Source organism: Ruegeria sp. CDSC002, from assembly GCF_059610905.1.
The window spans coordinates 126,832-144,801 of sequence record NZ_JBXWOM010000003.1 but is presented as its reverse complement, the minus strand read 5'-3'; the positions used below and the strand labels follow the sequence as shown (position 1 = coordinate 144,801).

The 17,970-nt window shown below is 58.1% G+C and carries 18 protein-coding genes; 16 read left to right on the top strand and 2 right to left on the bottom strand.

The annotated features are described in order from the left end of the window. Positions 1-319: 319 nt before the first annotated feature. A complete protein-coding gene (locus AC2FJE_RS06880; protein WP_496760809.1) occupies positions 320-544 on the bottom strand; it encodes a DUF1127 domain-containing protein in 225 nt (74 codons plus the stop codon). Between the two features lie 907 nt (positions 545-1,451). On the opposite strand from AC2FJE_RS06880, the gene mraZ reads away from it, so the two are divergent. From mraZ to AC2FJE_RS06835, 9 genes are all read left to right on the top strand, one after another. Continuing rightward, the gene (gene mraZ, locus AC2FJE_RS06875; protein ID WP_082637227.1) at positions 1,452-1,955 is read left to right on the top strand and encodes a division/cell wall cluster transcriptional repressor MraZ; all 504 of its coding nucleotides are present in this window, start codon (positions 1,452-1,454) and stop codon (positions 1,953-1,955) included. A gap of 4 nt (positions 1,956-1,959) precedes the next feature. Further along, the gene (rsmH, locus tag AC2FJE_RS06870) at positions 1,960-2,952 is read left to right on the top strand and encodes a 16S rRNA (cytosine(1402)-N(4))-methyltransferase RsmH (protein WP_282119125.1); all 993 of its coding nucleotides are present in this window, start codon (positions 1,960-1,962) and stop codon (positions 2,950-2,952) included. Then, positions 2,949-3,317 carry a cell division protein FtsL gene (gene ftsL, locus AC2FJE_RS06865; protein WP_058274326.1) on the top strand — a complete coding sequence of 123 codons (369 nt, stop codon included), beginning with the start codon at positions 2,949-2,951 and terminating at the stop codon, positions 3,315-3,317. The genes rsmH and ftsL overlap by 4 nt, the downstream gene beginning before the upstream one ends. Next, complete coding sequence (locus AC2FJE_RS06860; protein ID WP_109313115.1) at positions 3,314-5,101, top strand: peptidoglycan D,D-transpeptidase FtsI family protein; 1,788 nt, start codon at positions 3,314-3,316, stop codon at positions 5,099-5,101. The genes ftsL and AC2FJE_RS06860 overlap by 4 nt, the downstream gene beginning before the upstream one ends. A gap of 21 nt (positions 5,102-5,122) precedes the next feature. Beyond that, positions 5,123-6,604, top strand: a complete 1,482-nt coding sequence (locus AC2FJE_RS06855) for a UDP-N-acetylmuramoyl-L-alanyl-D-glutamate--2,6-diaminopimelate ligase (protein WP_496760808.1) — start codon at positions 5,123-5,125, stop codon at positions 6,602-6,604. Continuing rightward, a complete protein-coding gene (locus AC2FJE_RS06850) occupies positions 6,601-7,992 on the top strand; it encodes a UDP-N-acetylmuramoyl-tripeptide--D-alanyl-D-alanine ligase (protein WP_496760807.1) in 1,392 nt (463 codons plus the stop codon). The genes AC2FJE_RS06855 and AC2FJE_RS06850 overlap by 4 nt, the downstream gene beginning before the upstream one ends. A gap of 39 nt (positions 7,993-8,031) precedes the next feature. Further along, complete coding sequence (gene mraY, locus AC2FJE_RS06845) at positions 8,032-9,114, top strand: phospho-N-acetylmuramoyl-pentapeptide-transferase (protein WP_058274330.1); 1,083 nt, start codon at positions 8,032-8,034, stop codon at positions 9,112-9,114. A 150-nt stretch (positions 9,115-9,264) separates the two neighbouring features. Continuing rightward, the gene (gene murD / locus AC2FJE_RS06840; protein WP_496754996.1) at positions 9,265-10,665 is read left to right on the top strand and encodes a UDP-N-acetylmuramoyl-L-alanine--D-glutamate ligase; all 1,401 of its coding nucleotides are present in this window, start codon (positions 9,265-9,267) and stop codon (positions 10,663-10,665) included. 105 nt (positions 10,666-10,770) lie between these two features. Continuing rightward, positions 10,771-11,145: a glycine zipper family protein gene (locus tag AC2FJE_RS06835; RefSeq protein WP_233493524.1), complete on the top strand. Its 375-nt coding sequence runs from the start codon at positions 10,771-10,773 to the stop codon at positions 11,143-11,145. Here AC2FJE_RS06835 and AC2FJE_RS06830 read toward each other — a convergent pair. Then, positions 11,142-12,323 (bottom strand): BaiN/RdsA family NAD(P)/FAD-dependent oxidoreductase, encoded by a 1,182-nt coding sequence (locus AC2FJE_RS06830; protein WP_496695912.1) that lies wholly within the window; start codon positions 12,321-12,323, stop codon positions 11,142-11,144. The two genes, AC2FJE_RS06835 and AC2FJE_RS06830, sit on opposite strands and share 4 nt — an antisense overlap. A gap of 149 nt (positions 12,324-12,472) precedes the next feature. On the opposite strand from AC2FJE_RS06830, the gene AC2FJE_RS06825 reads away from it, so the two are divergent. From AC2FJE_RS06825 to AC2FJE_RS06795, 7 genes are all read left to right on the top strand, one after another. Beyond that, positions 12,473-13,285, top strand: a complete 813-nt coding sequence (locus AC2FJE_RS06825; RefSeq protein ID WP_496695910.1) for an arylamine N-acetyltransferase family protein — start codon at positions 12,473-12,475, stop codon at positions 13,283-13,285. Positions 13,286-13,426: 141 nt separating this feature from the next. Next, positions 13,427-14,590, top strand: a complete 1,164-nt coding sequence (gene ftsW / locus AC2FJE_RS06820; RefSeq protein WP_058279575.1) for a putative lipid II flippase FtsW — start codon at positions 13,427-13,429, stop codon at positions 14,588-14,590. Beyond that, entirely contained in the window at positions 14,590-15,687 is a 1,098-nt protein-coding gene (locus tag AC2FJE_RS06815; RefSeq protein ID WP_496754992.1) for a UDP-N-acetylglucosamine--N-acetylmuramyl-(pentapeptide) pyrophosphoryl-undecaprenol N-acetylglucosamine transferase, read from the top strand. The genes ftsW and AC2FJE_RS06815 overlap by 1 nt, the downstream gene beginning before the upstream one ends. After that, complete coding sequence (gene murC, locus AC2FJE_RS06810; protein WP_496754990.1) at positions 15,684-17,093, top strand: UDP-N-acetylmuramate--L-alanine ligase; 1,410 nt, start codon at positions 15,684-15,686, stop codon at positions 17,091-17,093. The genes AC2FJE_RS06815 and murC overlap by 4 nt, the downstream gene beginning before the upstream one ends. A gap of 76 nt (positions 17,094-17,169) precedes the next feature. Further along, positions 17,170-17,418 (top strand): DUF2484 family protein, encoded by a 249-nt coding sequence (locus tag AC2FJE_RS06805; RefSeq protein WP_496760806.1) that lies wholly within the window; start codon positions 17,170-17,172, stop codon positions 17,416-17,418. Further along, on the top strand, positions 17,415-17,669 hold the full coding sequence (locus tag AC2FJE_RS06800; protein ID WP_496695904.1) for a DUF2484 family protein: 255 nt from the start codon (positions 17,415-17,417) through the stop codon (positions 17,667-17,669). The genes AC2FJE_RS06805 and AC2FJE_RS06800 overlap by 4 nt, the downstream gene beginning before the upstream one ends. After that, on the top strand, positions 17,666-17,956 hold the full coding sequence (locus AC2FJE_RS06795) for a hypothetical protein (protein WP_496760805.1): 291 nt from the start codon (positions 17,666-17,668) through the stop codon (positions 17,954-17,956). The genes AC2FJE_RS06800 and AC2FJE_RS06795 overlap by 4 nt, the downstream gene beginning before the upstream one ends. Positions 17,957-17,970 lie beyond the last annotated feature (14 nt).

Here is a 17,970-nt window from a genome sequence, read left to right as displayed (position 1 = left end):
AAAAACGGCGGTTCCCAGGGAGGAGGAGAGGGAACCGCCGTTCTTTTCAACATCAGGGCAGGGAGGAGGAGAGCCCCGATGTATCCGAACCCGGGTTTGATCCCGGTATGAGGAAGACGCGGCGACGTCAGGGAGGAGGAGAGACGTCGCCGCGCGCTTTCAACACCGGGAAAGGGAGGAGGAGTACCCGGTGTGTCACGTTCCGGCGTTCAAGGCCGGTATTAAGGGCGGCGACATCAGGGAGGAGGAGAGATGTCGCCGCTGAAATACAGGTCCAAAAGGGAGGAGGAAGGACCTGATCTCGATGTTTCTGTGTCGCTTAACGCGCGACGTGCTCTTCGGCCGCTTGCTGAGCCAGGCGGCGGATCATTGAGCGGTGAAGCCCCAGATCAGTCAGTTCGCGGTTCGACAGATCAGACAGTTCGTGAACTGTCTGGCGATAGACGCGATATCGGGTGAACCGGGTCTTTGCCGCCTCGAACAGCGAAGCCAGGCTAACTGCCGGTGCGCCTTTGAGCGCGGTGTTCTGTGTTGCTACAGCCATTTGCTTTACTCGATGTATTCGTTGTTGCCGGTGTTGTCCGGCGCTTGCTTGAGATTGAAAATAATCAAATGCTGCGATTGCACAATACCCGACAACGTCAATGCTGCTATGCAGCAAATGCATAGATATCAACCGGTTGCCAGTGTGGGTTTGGCCGAGCCAATAAAATAAGGCCTTCAGTGAGTGTTTCCCCTAGGGAAGGTCTCAACAAGGTTTTCTGAATTTTCGTGTCTGCGCGTCTTTTGAGCGTAGTTTGTCAATTCTTGTGCGCTTTGTGTATTGGACGGGCCAGGCGCGCGGCGGCTGACATGATGATTTCTGATCGTGGGAATTCATGGGCGTCAGCTGGGGCGGCGCAGAATCCACATGTGGCTGAGGTTAAAAATTGGGATGATTCGTTAACCCAGTGGCCCATTTTCGCTATGCTCATCATAAAATATCACCTCTGGGAGAATTTTCTGGGAAATTATGGGAATATTTGGGGTGGCTCCGAAATTGGCCTATTTAGTATTCTGATAACATAAACTACCTACAATTGGTGTCTGCGGGGTGGTTTTCTTTCCCAGTTGCGTTGGCTAAACTGTGATTCTGAACATAGGGTCGGCAAATTTTCTGTTGATTTCCATGAATTCCCATGTCATCCCTAGTTCATCCGATGAGGACGAGGCACATGGGGCGCCAAACGACCCCGAACCAATAAAAACAGGTTTCATACAGGCATCTCGCTTTCATCAATCAAGAGATCCGGCGCGCGGGCGAGCAGACATCCCCCCAGGTGGCGCGCGCAGCTGGACATCCCGCACAGCGGGTCAATGCGGCGGGTTGATCAGTGGCAGCAGATCAACCCGCCGTTTTTCATCTGGGGGAGTGAATTTTAAGTGGGGCGCAAGCGGAAGGGACAGTCGTCTTGGCGCGCAGGTTTAGAGGTGAAAGCCACCACAAGGTGGATACGAAGGGCAGGGTGTCGATCCCGGCCTCGTTTCGCCGTGTGCTTGAATCCTCTGACCCGAACTGGCAGCCCGGCGACACTCCTGAGCTTGTAATTGTCTACGGCGACCACCGACGCAAATTCTTGGAATGCTATACTATGCAGGCGATCGAAGAGGTCGATGCCAAGATCGATGCGCTGCCGCGCGGGTCGATGCAGCGGAAGATGTTGCAGCGCATGTTCCACGGTCAATCTTTCCCGACCACAGTGGATGAAACCGGCCGTCTGGTGCTGCCGGCCAAGCTGCGCAACAAGATCAATCTTGAAGGTGAGGCATTCTTTATCGCCGCGGGTGACACGTTCCAGATTTGGAAGCCTGAAACTTACGATTCCGAAGAATTGGCTGCGGCCGAAGAGTGGTTGGACGAACAGCCCGAGGACTTTGATCCTTTGGAGTTCCTTGACGGCACCGGGGATGCGTAACGGCATGGCCGGCGCTAACACCCCTTCTGATAAACCTCATATTCCCGTTCTGCTGCGTCCATTGCTGGCTGCTGTTGCGCCCGTGTCGGGCGTCTGGCTGGATGGAACGTTTGGCGCAGGCGGATATACAAGGGGCCTGCTGGACGCTGGCGCAGATAAGGTCATCGGCGTGGACCGTGATCCATTGGCCTTTGAAATGGCGGCGGATTGGGTCGGAGATTATGGCGACCGGCTTGTGATGCAGCCGGGTGTATTCTCGCGCATGGACGAATACGCACAGGATCTGGATGGTGTCGTTCTGGATCTGGGTGTGTCGTCGATGCAGCTCGACTTGGCGGAACGCGGATTTTCTTTCATGAAGGACGGCCCGCTCGACATGCGTATGAGTCAGGAGGGCGAAAGCGCGGCAGATTTGGTCAATACTGCGACCGAGGAACAACTGGCTGATATCCTGTATCATTATGGCGAAGAGCGTGCCAGCCGCCGCATTGCCAAAGCCATCGCCAAAGCGCGTGCGGAAGAGCCGATAACAACAACTCTGCGCCTGGTTCAGATCATCGAATCCTGTTTGCCGCGTCCCAAGCCGGGGCAGTCCCACCCTGCAACGCGCAGTTTTCAGGGCCTGCGGATCGCAGTGAATGCTGAATATGAAGAGCTGTATCAGGGCCTTATGGCTGCTGAGCGCGCTTTGAAGCCGGGCGGGCAACTGGCAGTCGTGACGTTCCATTCCATCGAAGACCGGATGGTCAAACGGTTCTTTCAGTCCCGTGCGGGCAAAACGGGCCGGGCCAATCGCTATGCGCCCGAGATTGAGCAGGAGCTGCCGCAGTTCACGCTTAAGACTCGTAAGGCCGTGGGGCCGGATGATCAGGAGCTGCAGGAAAATCCGCGTTCACGCTCGGCAAAGCTGCGTGTTGCAATTCGAACGGATGCGCCGTCGGGGGAAATTGATGCCCGCGCCGTTGGCATGCCGCAACTAGGGGGAAGAGCAAAATGAAGAGTGTTTTGTATGTGTTGACTGCTCTGTCCGTGTTTGGACTGGCGCTGTGGGCGTATCAGGAAAACTATCGCACGCAGCAGGTGGTGAAGGAAACGCAGAAGCTGCAGCGCGAAATTGGTATGGCGCAGGTGAAGCTGGCGGTTTTAAACGCCGAATGGGCTTATCTGAACCGCCCCGATAGGTTGCGTGAGCTTGCAGATCTAAACTTTGAACGGCTGGGCCTTTTGCCCCTGCGGGCTGAGCAATTCGGTCGCGCCGATCAGATTGCCTATGCGGAAGATCCTGACCTGCCGATCGTCGACCCGATCGAGCTGCAGGCCATCACGAATATTCAGGCGCTGGGTGAGGTGCAGATTCCATGACCCGCACGCCGCTGCGCCCTCTCGCCCGAATCCTTGACGCGCGCTCGCGGGGCGAGAATCCCAAAGCCATTGAGCGCGAAAACATCCGCAAGCGTCACGAAGACATGAAAGACCGCAGCCGCACCCGTGCTGAGGGCCGCTTGCTGGTGCTGGGTCTGTTCTTTTTCTGTGCCTTTTCAGTCGTGGGCGTCCGGATGGGCATGTTGGCCACATCCGAAGCGCAGGAGCCTGTGGCTTCGGCCCCTGGTGCAGCCATTGCGATGCAGCGGGCCAACATCGTAGACCGGGAAGGGCGCATTCTTGCGACCAATCTGGACACTTATTCGGTATATGCGCAGCCGCCGCTGATGATCGACCCGATTGCCGCAGCTGATCAGCTTGTGGCGATTTTCCCAGATCTGGAAAAAGAACGCCTGGTCAAGGACTTCACCGGCAATCGCAAATTCCTGTGGATCAAAAAGCGTATCTCGCCCGAGCAGAAACAAGCCGTGCACGATATCGGTGATCCTGGCATCCTGTTCGGCCCGCGTGAGATGCGGTTGTACCCGAATGGCCGTCTGGCGGCGCATATCCTTGGCGGGTCAAGCTTTGGGCGCGAAGGCGTCAGCGCTGCTGAAGTGATCGGTGTGGCCGGTGTTGAAAAGCAATTCGACGACTACCTGCGTGATCCCGCGAATGGGACTAAGCCGCTGCAACTTTCATTGGACCTGACGGTTCAAGCCGCCGTTGAGCAGGTGCTATATGGCGGCATGAAGATCATGAACGCCAAGGGTGCGTCGGCGGTTCTGATGAACGCGCATACGGGCGAGGTGATCTCAGCGGCCTCGTTGCCGTCTTTCGATCCCAATGATCGCCCGCGCCCGCCGACCTCGGGGTTCGATCCATCAGATAGCCCGCTGTTCAATCGCTATGTACAGGGCGTTTACGAACTGGGATCCGTATTTAAGATTTTCACCGCCGCGCAGGCGGTTCAGTTGGGTTTGGTGAATTCGAACACGATCATCGATACCTCGGGGCCGATGAAGATCGGCCGTTTCCCGATTGGTGAGTTCAACGGCAAGAATTACGGCAAGATCAGCGTAGCCGATGTGATCGTCCACAGCTCGAACCGGGGCACCGGGCGACTGGCGCTGCAGATCGGCGCGCAACGGCAGCAGGATTTCCTGGAATCGCTTGGTATGTTCGATCCCACCCCGTTCGAAATCGTCGAAGCCAAGGGCGGCGAACCGCTGAAGCCCAAGAAATGGGGCGAACTGAGCACGGTGACCATCTCATATGGTCATGGTCTGTCGACCAGCCCCATGCACCTGGCGGCGGGGTATGCGGCGATTGCCAATGGCGGGCACTATGTAAGCCCGACGATCCTGCGCAAAAATGGGCCACAATACGGTCCTCGGGTGATGTCTGATAACGCGGCAAACCAGGCGCAGAACATGTTGCGCCGGGTGGTAACAGATGGCACCGCCAGTTTTGGCGATGTGGCAGGCTATGATGTGGCCGGTAAGACCGGCACCGCAGATAAGCCCAAGCCGCGTGGTGGTTATTACGACGACAAGGTGATCGCGACCTTCGCGACGTTCTTTCCCGCCTATGACCCAAAATACGTCCTGATCGTAACGTTGGACGAACCATCCATCCTTGCTTATGGCGAAAAGCGCCGTACGGCAGGCTGGACAGCGGTTCCTGTGGCCGCAGAATTGATCGGGCGCATCGCACCGTTGCTGGGCCTGCGTCCTCGGGTTGAGCCTGAGGCCGGCGCTGCTATAACGCTGACCTCAAATTAGGCTGTCCAAACGAGGTGGGTCATGGGCGCAAGGACAAAGAAACTCAGCCAACTGGCCCTGACCGCCCGAGGTGGCACCAATCCTGATATCACAGGGCTGGCGGTCGACAGCCGCGAAGTCAAAGACGGTTTCCTCTTTGCGGCACTTCCCGGTACACGTGTTCATGGCGGTGAGTTCATTCAATACGCTTTGCGTATGGGGGCCGCAGCCATCCTGACGGATGCTGAAGGGGCAGAGATCGCAGCCGAGGAACTGGCGGCATCAGATGCGGCGCTGATCGTGCTCGAGGACCCGCGTCAGGCGCTGGCCGGGTGCGCTGCACTGTGGTTCGGAGCGCAGCCTAAGACCATCGTTGCGGTTACTGGCACCAATGGCAAAACCTCGGTCGCGACATTTGTTCGCCAGATATGGACCGAACTTGGTCACGCCGCGGTCAACCTCGGGACCACAGGGGTCGAGGGGGCGTGGACCGCACCACTAGCCCATACAACGCCCGAACCAATCACTTTGCATCGTTGCCTGTATCAGGCTGCAGAGAACGGAGTGACTCATGCTGCGATGGAGGCATCCTCGCACGGGTTGGAACAGCGCCGCTTGGACGGGGTACAGCTGGCTGCGGCGGGGTTTTCGAACTTTACTCAGGACCATCTGGACTACCACGAAACGTTCGAGGCGTATTTCCAAGCCAAAGCAGGTCTGTTTGATCGGGTTCTGCCGCAAGACGGCACTGTTGTCGTCAACATGAGCGATCCCAAGGGGGCTCAGATCCTCCGAATTGCCAAAGACCGGGGGCAGAAGATTCTGACCGTTGGGCTTGGGGAAGCAGACCTGTGCCTGATGAATCAGCGGTTTGACGCAACAGGTCAGGACCTGCGGTTTTCTTGGCAGGGCAAGATTTTCCAAACCCGTTTGAATCTTATCGGCGGTTTTCAGGCCGAAAATATCTTGTTGGCCTGCGGTCTGGTTATTGCTGCAGGGGAAGAGCCTGAACACGTGTTCGAAACCCTGCCGCATCTCACGACGGTTCGTGGACGAATGCAGCTGGCCGCGACGCGCGAGAATGGGGCAGCGGTGTTTGTGGATTACGCTCATACACCTGACGCAGTGGCGACCGCACTCAAGGCATTGCGCCCGCATGTGATGGGCCGCCTGATCGCTATTGTCGGCGCGGGCGGTGATCGCGACGCGACCAAGCGCCCGCTGATGGGGCAAGCCGCCGCCAACCACGCAGATGTTGTTTTCGTCACCGACGACAACCCGCGCAGCGAAGATCCGGCCACCATACGCGCCGCCGTGATGGACGGGGCTCCAGAGGCCACCGAGGTCGGCGATCGGGCCGAGGCCATCTTGCGCGGGATAGACGCGCTGCAACCCGGCGATGCGCTTTTGATTGCGGGCAAGGGGCATGAAACCGGCCAGATCGTTGGCGATCAGGTTCTGCCATTTGATGATGTCGAACAGGCCAGCATCAGTGTGGCCGCACTGGACGGGAGGGTGGCATGACATTGTGGGCTGCAGCCGAGGCCGCCGAGGCAACCGGTGGACGCGTCACTTCGGATTGGGCGGTCAATGGTGTGTCGATCGACACGCGCACCATCCAGCCCGGCGATCTTTTCGTCGCACTCACAGCTGCGCGGGATGGGCATGAATTCGTAGCGCAGGCTTTGGAAAAAGGCGCTGGGGCGGCCTTGGTGTCGCGTATTCCTGAGGGCGTAACCGAAGATGCGCCCTTGCTGATCGTCGAAGACGTGCAGTTGGGGCTTGAGGCGCTGGGGTGCACAGGTCGTAACCGCTGCAATGCGCGGGTGCTCGGGGTGACCGGGAGTGTCGGCAAGACATCGACCAAGGAAATGCTGGCCACGATTATGGAAACGCAGGGAAAAACTCATGCCAGCGTTGCCAGCTACAACAATCATTGGGGCGTGCCGCTTACCTTGGCGCGGATGCCGCGTGACACAGAATTCGCGGTGATCGAAATCGGTATGAACCACCCCGGAGAGATTTCTCCGCTGGCGCAGCAAGCCCGCCCGCATGTGGCGCTGGTCACGACCGTGGCGGCAGTGCACCTAGAAGCTTTTGAGTCGGTGGCCGGTATTGCGCATGAAAAGGCGGCAATTTTTGACGGCCTGATCGAGGGCGGCGCGGCCATCCTGAACGCGGATATCGAGCACGCGGACATCCTGCGCGACTGTGCGCGGGACTTGGGCGCGAAAACGGTGGATTTCGGCCGCAATGGCACCGACTACACATTGACCGATGTAACCCAAGAGACTGACTCGGTTCATGCAAAGGCAACAGTCGCAGGGCGCCCGATTGCGTTTGACGTGCAGTCAGCGGGCACGCATTTCGCCATGAACGCGCTGGGGGCATTGGCTGCCTGTGTCGAATTGGGCGTCGATCTGGATCAGGCGATTGCAGGTCTCGGCGGATGGTCGCCGGTCAAGGGTCGCGGGGTGCGCGAACAGATCGCGTTGACCGACGGTGGCCGGATCGAACTGCTGGATGACAGCTATAACGCTAACCCGACGTCGATGGAGGCCGCACTGGATGTTTTGGCCGCGGCGCAAGGGCATCGTCGTATCGCTTTTCTTGGGGATATGAAGGAGTTGGGGCCGGAAGAAACTGCTATGCATGCGGCGATGGCGGATGTTTCGGCTATGCAGCGCGTGGACAAAGTACATTGCGTCGGCCCGCTGATGAAGGCGCTGTACGATGCACTTCCGGCGGATAAACGCGGGCTTTGGTTCGAGACCAGCTCCGAGATGGCGGTTCAACTGCCCGAGCTTGTTCAGGCCGGTGATACTGTGTTGGCCAAGGGATCGCTGAGCATGGCATTGGCGCAGATTGTTGACGGTTTGCGTAAAATGGGGCAAGGGGGCGCGCTTGATTGATGATCGCGCCCGCCACCTCAGTGTGAGAAAGGTTTTGAAATGCTCTATTGGTTGACCGCCCTGTCGGACGGAGGGGATTTTTTCAACCTCTTCCGCTATATCACGTTCCGCGCAGGCGGCGCCTTTTTGACCGCGCTGATTTTCGGTTTTCTCTTCGGCAAACCGCTGATCAACGTGCTGCGCAAAAAGCAGGGCAAGGGCCAGCCGATCCGGGATGATGGGCCCGAAGGGCATTTTTCGAAGGCGGGCACACCGACGATGGGCGGGCTGCTGATCGTGGGCGCGCTGATGACATCGACATTGATCTGGGCACGGTGGGACAATCCCTATGTCTGGATGGTTCTGTTTGTAACGCTGGCCTATGCGGCGATCGGGTTTGCTGATGACTATGCGAAGGTGTCGAAACAGAACACCAAGGGCGTTTCGGGTAAAATGCGTATGGCACTGGGGGTTATCATCGCAGTTCTGGCCTCGGCCTGGGCTACGCTGCACCATCCCGAGGCCCTTCAGAACCAGCTGGCGCTGCCCATTTTCAAGGATACACTGATCAATCTGGGCATGTTCTACATACCCTTCTCGATCGTAGTGATCGTAGGTGCAGCCAACGCTGTGAACCTGACCGATGGTCTGGATGGTCTGGCCATCATGCCGGCGATGATTGCGGCTTCGACGCTGGGAGTGATTGCCTATGCCGTTGGACGGGTCGACTTTACCGAATACCTGGATGTCCATTACGTGCCCGGAACAGGTGAGATTTTCGTCTTTACCTCGGCCCTGTTCGGTGCCGGTCTTGGCTTCCTTTGGTACAACGCGCCACCAGCTGCGGTGTTCATGGGCGACACCGGATCGCTGGCTCTGGGCGGTGCATTGGGTGCCATCGCGGTAGCCACCAAGCACGAACTGGTTTTGGCGATTGTAGGTGGTTTGTTCGTGGTCGAAGCGCTGAGCGTGATCATCCAAGTGCTGTATTTCAAACGTACTGGACGTCGGGTGTTCCTGATGGCGCCGATCCATCACCATTACGAGAAAAAGGGCTGGGCAGAGCCGACGATCGTGATCCGGTTCTGGATCATCTCGCTAATCCTGGCAATGATCGGTCTGGCAACGCTGAAAGTCCGGTAACGCTCCCGTCAGGTTCGGCGGACCTGCGGTCCACCTGTCACCTGTTGGGCCCGGCTCGCGCTGAAGCGCGAGCCTTTTGCCACCCTTGCCATCGGTGATTTCTTCGGTGCAGTGTGGCGGCCAAATTTAAGTCACTAAAAGGTAGGCAGTATGATCCCGGTCAAAGGGTTTTCAGGGCAGAAGGTTGCGGTTCTGGGGCTTGGCCGGTCGGGGCTGGCCACGGCGCGTGCCCTGCAGGCAGGTAAAGCTGAGCCTGTGTGTTGGGATGACAACCCTGCCGCCCGGGAAGTGGCTGAGGCTGAAGGGTTCGTCTGTGCCGATCTGCGCCGTCATGGAGCGTTTGACGATATCGCCACGCTGATCGTTTCGCCCGGTATTCCTCATCTCTATCCTGACCCCAATCCAATTGTGGCTGCGGCGCTTGAGGCCGGTGTCCCGGTCGATAACGACATCGGGCTGTTTTTCCGATCCTTTGCAGGGCCTGAGTGGAACAATTATGACTCTCCGCCGCGTGTGATCGCGGTGACCGGGTCGAACGGGAAATCGACCACCGCGGCTTTGATCCACCATATCCTGACCGAAGCCGGGCGCGAGGCACAGCTGGCGGGTAATATCGGTCGTGGCGTGCTGGATATTGATCCGGGTGGTGACGGTTCGGTCGTTGTGCTGGAGCTGTCCAGCTATCAAACAGAACTGGCCCGGGCCCTTACCCCGGACGTGGCCGTTTTCACCAACCTGTCGCCCGACCATCTTGACCGCCACGGCGGGATGGGGGGCTATTTTGCCGCCAAGCGTCGGTTGTTCGCCGAAGGTGGCCCGGACCGCGCCGTGATTGGCATTGACGAGAAAGAGGGCGCGTTTTTGGCCGGTCAACTGGCAGAGGGCCGCGCAGACGATCGGGTTATCCGGGTGTCGGTTGCGCGCAAACTGACGGGACCCGGATGGCAGGTGTTTGCGCGTAAAGGGTTCTTGTCGGAATACCGTAAGGGACGGCAAGCGGGCTCGATTGACCTGCGCGGAATCACGGGCCTTCCCGGCGCACATAACCACCAAAACGCCTGTTCGGCCTATGCCGCCTGTCGCGCGCTTGGGCTGGCACCGCGCGTAATCGAAGACGCGCTGCACAGCTATCCGGGCCTGCCGCATCGCAGTCAGATCATCGCCGAGGTAGGCGGTATTACTTATGTGAATGACTCAAAAGCCACCAATGTGGACAGCGCTCTCAAGGCGTTGAGCGCTTTCAGGAAGGTCCGCTGGGTCTGTGGGGGGCTTGAGAAGGAAGGCGGTGTCGCCGCTCTGAACGCAGCCGCAGACCAGGTGGTCAAAGCTTATGTCATTGGTCGCGAGGCCGCGAGTTTCGCCATGCAACTTAAGGCCGATGCGCTGGTTTGCACCACCATGTCCGTGGCTGTTGAGCAAGCCATGAAGGATGCCCAACCCGGCGAGACAGTCCTGCTTGCGCCAGCCGCGGCCAGTTTCGACCAATATGACAATTTCGAGCAGCGCGGAGAGGACTTTGTAGCGGAAGTCAGGCAACGGCTTCCGGAATAGCCATTTGCAATAGACCGCCGGTTGGGCCAAGCTGCGATGCTATCAGCTTGACGCGCCATCATTATTGGTTTTGCTTGCCTGCAAATTCAACACGAGGTTATGACTATGCCATTTCGTAAGTTTTCTCTGATCCTGCCTGCCATTCTCGTTGCCGGTGCCTGCACCAACACAGGTGCCAATTATCAACCAATCGTCGACGGCCCGATCGGCCCGAACTACAACGTAGACCTTCAGCAGTGCCAACAACTGGCGGCATCACAAGCCAGCGTTGATGGCTCTACCGCAGGAAACGCAGCGATAGGCGCGGCAGGTGCGGCGGCTGTAACCGGGATTGTTCAGGACAGCAGTGACAATCTGGGCCGTGCGGCAGTTGCCGGTGCGCTTGTTGGCGCCGGCGCAGACGTGATTAACAAAAACCAGAACAAAGAAGTTATCGTGCGCAACTGCATGCGCGGACGTGGCTACAACGTCGTCGGCTAACTCTGCCCGGCGATTGCAATTCCTGCGGCGTGGCCCGAGGACCACGCCCATTGGAAGTTGTAACCGCCCAGCCATCCGGTGACATCCACCGCTTCGCCAATCGCATAGAGGCCGGGGACATCCCTGGCCTCCATCGTTTTTGACGACAAGTTATCAGTGTCAATCCCGCCCAGCGTCACCTCGGCCGTACGATACCCTTCGGTGCCCGAGGGGGTAAGCTGCCAGTCGGACAGTGCTGCGATCAGTTCGGACAGCGCGGCGTCCGACTGATCGGCCAGATTGCCTGGCATGGGGATATGATGGCTCAGGTACTCGACCAGACGCCCGGGCAGGTGGCGCGCAAGTTCCGTGGTCAGCGCCTTGCGTCCGCCGCTTTGCCGCTGATCCCGCAGCAAATCAAACAGCGGCAGATCCGGGATCAGGTTTACGCGGACCGCCTCGCCTTCGCGCCAATAGGAAGACAACTGCAGAACCGATGGTCCACTAAGCCCGCGATGGGTGAACAGCAAAGCCTCGTCAAAGCTGGTCCGGTCATTCGACAGCCGCGCGGGTAGGGATACGCCAGACAGGTCCTTGAATTTACCATCCGAAAACGTAAACGGCACGAGTGCCGCCCGCGTTTCGGTTATCGATAGTCCGAACTGGCGCGCAATTTCGTAGGCCAGCCCGGTCGCGCCCATCTTGGGGATCGACTTGCCGCCAGTAGCCAGCACGAGGTTGGTGCAATTAAGGCTATGCCGCTGCCCTTCACATTCGAGGTCAACAGAAAATCCGCCATCGGTCTTACGCAGGTTCTTCAGTTCAGTCCGAACCCACAATTCCGCCCCGGCGCGCTCCATCTCATCCAGCAACATTTGGATGATCTGTTTTGATGACCCATCGCAGAACAGTTGCCCCAGCGTTTTCTCATGCCACGCAATGCCGTGTCGACCGACCAGATCAATGAAATCCCATTGCGTATACCGCGCCAGCGCGGATTTGCAGAAATGCGGATTCTGCGACAGGAAGTTTCCCGGTCCCGCGTACATGTTGGTGAAGTTGCAGCGCCCACCGCCCGAGATACGAATTTTCTCTCCGGCAGCCTTGGCGTGGTCGATCACCAAAACGCGCCCGCCGCAATGGGCGGCGCACATCATACCGGTTGCACCGGCGCCAAGGATGATCGTGTCATAGGTCATGTGCTGCGCATGGCTTGGATCGCAAAGGAAGGCAAGGGGTCAAAGTCTCAGATGAACGATCCAGAATTTTGTCTTGAGCTCAACCTAGCTTGAGGAATTACAAGCAAGTTTATGACGCCAAACAGTGCAGTGCTTTTGAGGGTGCTTAAATGGATTTGAAAAACTACTTGGACCGAATAGCGTATTCGGGCGACCTAAAGCCAGATCGGGTGACGCTCGACAATCTCTTCGCGGCGCAACTAAGGATGGTTGCTTTCGAAAATATCGATCAACAATTGGGGGTTCCGGTTTCGTTTGATCAGAACGACGTGTTTGAAAAAGTCGTTGCGCGGAAACGTGGCGGATGGTGTTTTGAGCTAAACTCTCTTTTCAGTTGGGTACTGCAGGAAATCGGATTTCAGGTGTCATACCTGGCTGGATACGTCGGCCCGGACAAACCTTCTCCAGATCAGGCACCGGATCATATGCTTTTGAAGGTCAAGTGCGATGAGCATTTGCTTGTTGATGTTGGATTTGGTGGCGCGATGTCTACTCCAATCCCGCTGGAACCATTCACGGGATTGCAGCAGCCTTACAATATTTCGCTAACCGCCCAGCGTGATGGCTTTGTTCAATATTCAGAAAGCGCAGGCGGAGGGGAAACAGGCTATTGGTTTACTCAGGAAAGTGTCGAACCAAGCTTGTTCCAGTCTGCCAGTCGACATTTGCAGACCGATCCCAACTCGCCATTTCTACGCACCCTGACCGCGCAAAGGCGTTATACCAACAGGCATATCATACTACGCGGTCTGGTGATGAGGACGATTGATACTATGAGAATACGTGAGGAAACCATTTCGACACCAAAGGAGTTGGTTGACTGCCTGAAGTATGACTTTGGCCTGAATGTCCCGGCGGTTGCCGAAGTCTGGCCCAAGATCAAGAAACGTCATGACGAGCTTTTTCATGATAAAGTCCGGTAGGTGTTCCCCCGCTCAGCCGCAACGATGAGCAGATTTCTCCATCCTTATTCATTCCGCTAGCCCAAACGCAAAAATCCCTGTAGACTCTCAATCAGATCCCGAAAAACGGGACGTTAACGAGGCAGATAGTGGCGGTATCTCATGACTGAGATGGTGTATGGCGCGGTCCAGGACCAGCGCGGAGAACCGATTCTTCCGAAATGGTGGCGGACGATTGATCGCTGGACGATGTCCTGCGTTCTGATCCTGTTTGTCATCGGATTGTTGCTGGGGCTGGCCTCATCACCACCACTGGCAGGGCGCAACGGGTTTGATCCGTTCCACTATGTCGAACGGCAGGCGCTGTTCGGCGGACTGGCGCTGATTGCGATGCTGCTGACGTCGATGATGTCGCCGACACTGGTGCGCCGATTGGCAGTACTTGGGTTCCTTGCCTCGTTTGTGGCGCTGGCCTTTCTGCCCGTCTTCGGAACGGATTTCGGAAAAGGCGCGGTGCGCTGGTACTCGCTGGGCTTTGCATCTTTGCAGCCGTCGGAATTTCTGAAACCCGGATTTGTCGTCGTGGCCGCGTGGCTGCTGGCTGCGTCGCAACAGATCAACGGCCCTCCGGGTCGGTTGTGGTCATTTGCGCTGTGTATTGCGATTGTGGCGATGCTGGTTTTGCAACCGGACTTCGGTCAGGCCTGCCTGATCCTGTTTGGATGGGGTGTGATGTACTTTGTGGCCGGTGCCCCGATGCTGCTGCTGGTTGGTATGGCGGGCGTCGTTGTCCTGGGGGGTATGTTCGCATATTCGAATTCGGAACACTTTGCCCGCCGTATTGATGGCTTCTTGAACCAGGAGGTCGACCCGACCACCCAGCTTGGCTATGCCACGAACGCCATCCGCGAAGGCGGTCTGTTCGGTGTCGGCGTGGGTGAGGGACAGGTGAAGTGGTCCTTGCCCGATGCCCATACGGATTTCATCATCGCCGTGGCGGCCGAGGAATACGGGCTGATCCTGGTGCTGATCATCATCGCGCTGTATTCACTGATCGTTGTACGCTCGCTTCTGCGGCTGATGCGCGAGCGCGATATGTTCATCCGTCTGGCCGGGACCGGTCTGGCCTGCATGTTTGGCGTTCAGGCCATGATCAACATGGGTGTGGCCGTGCGTCTGCTGCCTGCCAAGGGCATGACGCTGCCCTTTGTCAGCTATGGTGGGTCGTCGCTGATTGCGGGCGGCATCGCTGTAGGAATGCTGCTGGCCTTCACCAGAAGCCGCCCACAGGGCGAACTTGGCGATATTCTACGCGGAAGAGGATAATGGGGAAACCTTACCTGTTGATTGCGGCTGGCGGCACCGGGGGCCATATGTTCCCGGCGCAGGCGTTGGCCGAAGCGATGCTGAATAAAGGCTGGCGCGTGCGCCTGTCCACGGATGAGCGTGGCGCGCGCTACACAGGCGCCTTTCCGCAAACGGTGGAGATTGTCGAGGTTGCCTCTGCCACCTTCTCGCGGGGCGGACTGGCCGCTAAGGCATTGGTCGGCCCAAGGATTGCGGGCGGCGTCAGCAGCATGGCGTTCCAGATGATGCGAGACAAACCGGACGTTGTCGTGGGCTTTGGCGGATACCCGTCGATCCCGGCTTTGGGGGCCGCGACGATGCTGAAAGTTCCGCGCATGATCCACGAACAGAATGGGGTTCTGGGGCGCGTGAACCAATTGTTTGCCACGCGTGTTGCCAACGTCGCCTGTGGTGTCTGGCCGACCGATCTGCCCGAAGGGGCCAATGGCATCCACACCGGAAACCCGGTCCGCGCCGCCGTGCTTGAGCGCGAGGCCGCAGGTTACATCCCACCGGGCGACTATCCTATGTCTATTCTGGTTATAGGCGGCAGTCAGGGTGCGCGCATTCTCAGCGATATTGTCCCTGGCGCGATTGCTGCCCTGCCTGACGACCTCCGCAGCCATATCCGGGTCGCACATCAGGCCCGCGACGAAGACGGGGAACGTGTTACGGCGTTCTATGCCGAACGTGGCATCCGGGCCGAGGTCAAACCTTTTTTCGACGACGTTCCGCGTCGCATGTCGGATGCACAACTTGTCATCAGCCGGTCCGGCGCATCCAGTGTGGCGGATATCTCGGTCATCGGACGTCCATCGATCCTGATCCCGTTTGCCGCAGCCGCAGGCGACCATCAGACCGCCAATGCGCGAGGATTGGTTCAGGCAGGCGGCGCGATCATGATCCCGGAAAACGCACTTGACGTTTCCGCGCTTGCCGAGCAAATCAGCGCCGTTCTGACCAACCCCGAAGCCGCCCAAAAGATGGCCCATGCCGCCCTCTCGACCGGTGCCCCCGACGCGACTGAACGTCTGACGGCCCTTGTCGAACAACTGGCGCAGAAGGAGACCACATGAATCCTGCAACCAAACTGCCGCAAGACGTAGGGTCGATTCACTTTGTGGGGATCGGCGGGATTGGGATGTCGGGCATTGCCGAGGTTTTGCTGAACCTCGGTTACCGCGTGCAGGGGTCCGACCTGAAGGCGTCCAAGATCACCGATCGTCTTGCGAGCCTTGGGGCTGAGATATTTGTCGGCCAGCGTGCCGAAAACCTTGAAAACGCGGCCGTTGTCGTGGTGTCGACTGCGATCAAGCCTGGCAACCCCGAGCTGGACGGCGCCCGGGCGCAAGGCCTGCCGGTTGTTCGTCGCGCCGACATGCTGGCCGAGCTGATGCGCCTGAAATCCAACATCGCTATTGCCGGAACCCACGGCAAGACCACCACGACCACCATGATGGCCGAGCTGATGGTGGCCGGCGATTTCGATCCGACCGTCATCAATGGCGGCATCATCCACGCCTACGGTTCGAACGCACGGATGGGGCAGGGTGAATGGATGGTGGTCGAGGCCGACGAATCCGACGGTTCGTTCAACCGACTGCCCGCGACCATTGCCATTGTTACGAATATCGACCCCGAGCATATGGAGCATTGGGGTGACTTCGACCAACTGCGCGACGGGTTCTACGAGTTCGTATCAAACCTGCCATTCTACGGTCTGGCTGTGTGCTGCACGGACCACGCCGAAGTGCAGACATTGGTTGGACGTATCACCGACCGCCGTGTCCGGACCTATGGGTTCAACGCGCAGGCCGATGTGCGCGCCTTGAACCTGACCTACAAGGGCGGCGTGGCGCATTTCGACATCCACCTTCAGTACGAAGACAAGGTGATCGAAGGCTGCACATTGCCGATGCCCGGCGACCACAATGTCTCGAACGCGCTGTCTGCAGTGGCCGTTGCCCGCCATCTGGGCATGAAGGCCTCTGAAATCCGCGATGCGCTGGCCAATTTCGGTGGCGTCAACCGCCGCTTCACCAAAGTCGGAGAGGTCGATGGCGTTACCATCATCGACGATTACGGCCACCACCCGGTAGAAATCGCAGCCGTTCTAAAAGCCGCGCGTCAGGCAACCGACGGGCGCGTTATCGCCGTGCACCAACCGCACCGGTACTCGCGCCTGTCCAATCTGTTTGACGATTTCTGCACCTGCTTCAATGACGCGGACGTTGTTGCCATCGCCGATGTTTTCTCTGCCGGAGAGGACCCGATCGAAGGAGTCAGTAGAGATGATCTGGTGCAGGGCCTGATCCGTCACGGCCACCGCCACGCGCGTGCATTGCTGAACGAAAACGATCTGGAGCGCCTTGTGCGCGAACAGGCCCGCCCCGGCGACATGGTCGTCTGTCTCGGCGCTGGTACGATCAGCACTTGGGCCAACGGGCTGCCAGAAAGGCTGCGACAAAAGCAAGCCGTTTGATGGAATGGACTCTCTAGCATTGCAACTTTAAAGTGTGATGTTGCAGTTGCAGCAATGATCGTCCTCGGAGGGGCAGTTGGTATATTCAGTGCTTTTTGCTGGCTTGTGGGTTTTGGCCTCAACGGTCGTGGCCATGCTGCCGATGCGCCTTCAATTTCCGCCGGGCGTTGTGCTGTTTATTTCTGCACCTGCGCTGATCGTCTGGTTAGGCCATGACTTTGGCTGGTTTTTTTCGGTGCTGGCCTTTGCCGCCTTTGCATCCATGTTCCGCAATCCCATTCGCTATTACTGGCGCCGCTGGACCGGGCTAGAGGTCGAGGAATGAATTTGTCGATCGCCCTCGCTGCGCTTTGGGGAATTTCGGCGAATGTGCTGGCGATGATCCCCAGCAAGGACAACCACTGGACGCGCGCCTATGTTTTGATCGCTGTGGGGATTCCGATATTGGGTTACGTCACCTTGCAAAACGGCCCATGGATTGGACTGATCGTTTTGGCCGCAGGAATGTCGGTGCTGCGTTGGCCGGTGATCTATTTGGGGCGGTGGGTACGGCGGATGGGGCGCAGTTTTGAATGACAGCTGCATTAATCGCCTTATGTTTCCTGGGTGTTGTTTCTTTTCTTGCCACTACAACCGTCGCCCATTTGTTGTTTAGGAGCGGATTTGCGTGGATCGTGATTGTGGCAATCGTGGTATCAGCTATGAGCATCGCATATCTCTTCCCCCCTGGTAACGACGGCCCGCCAGAAGACGCTGATTTTTTGGCGGTCATTTTGACGTGGTCATTGGTACTTCCCGCTCTGGCGGGAGCCATCTTAGGTGGGTTGATTGGTGCCCTTAAGAAGATGCGGGATAATCATTGATCATTGTTTGTTCG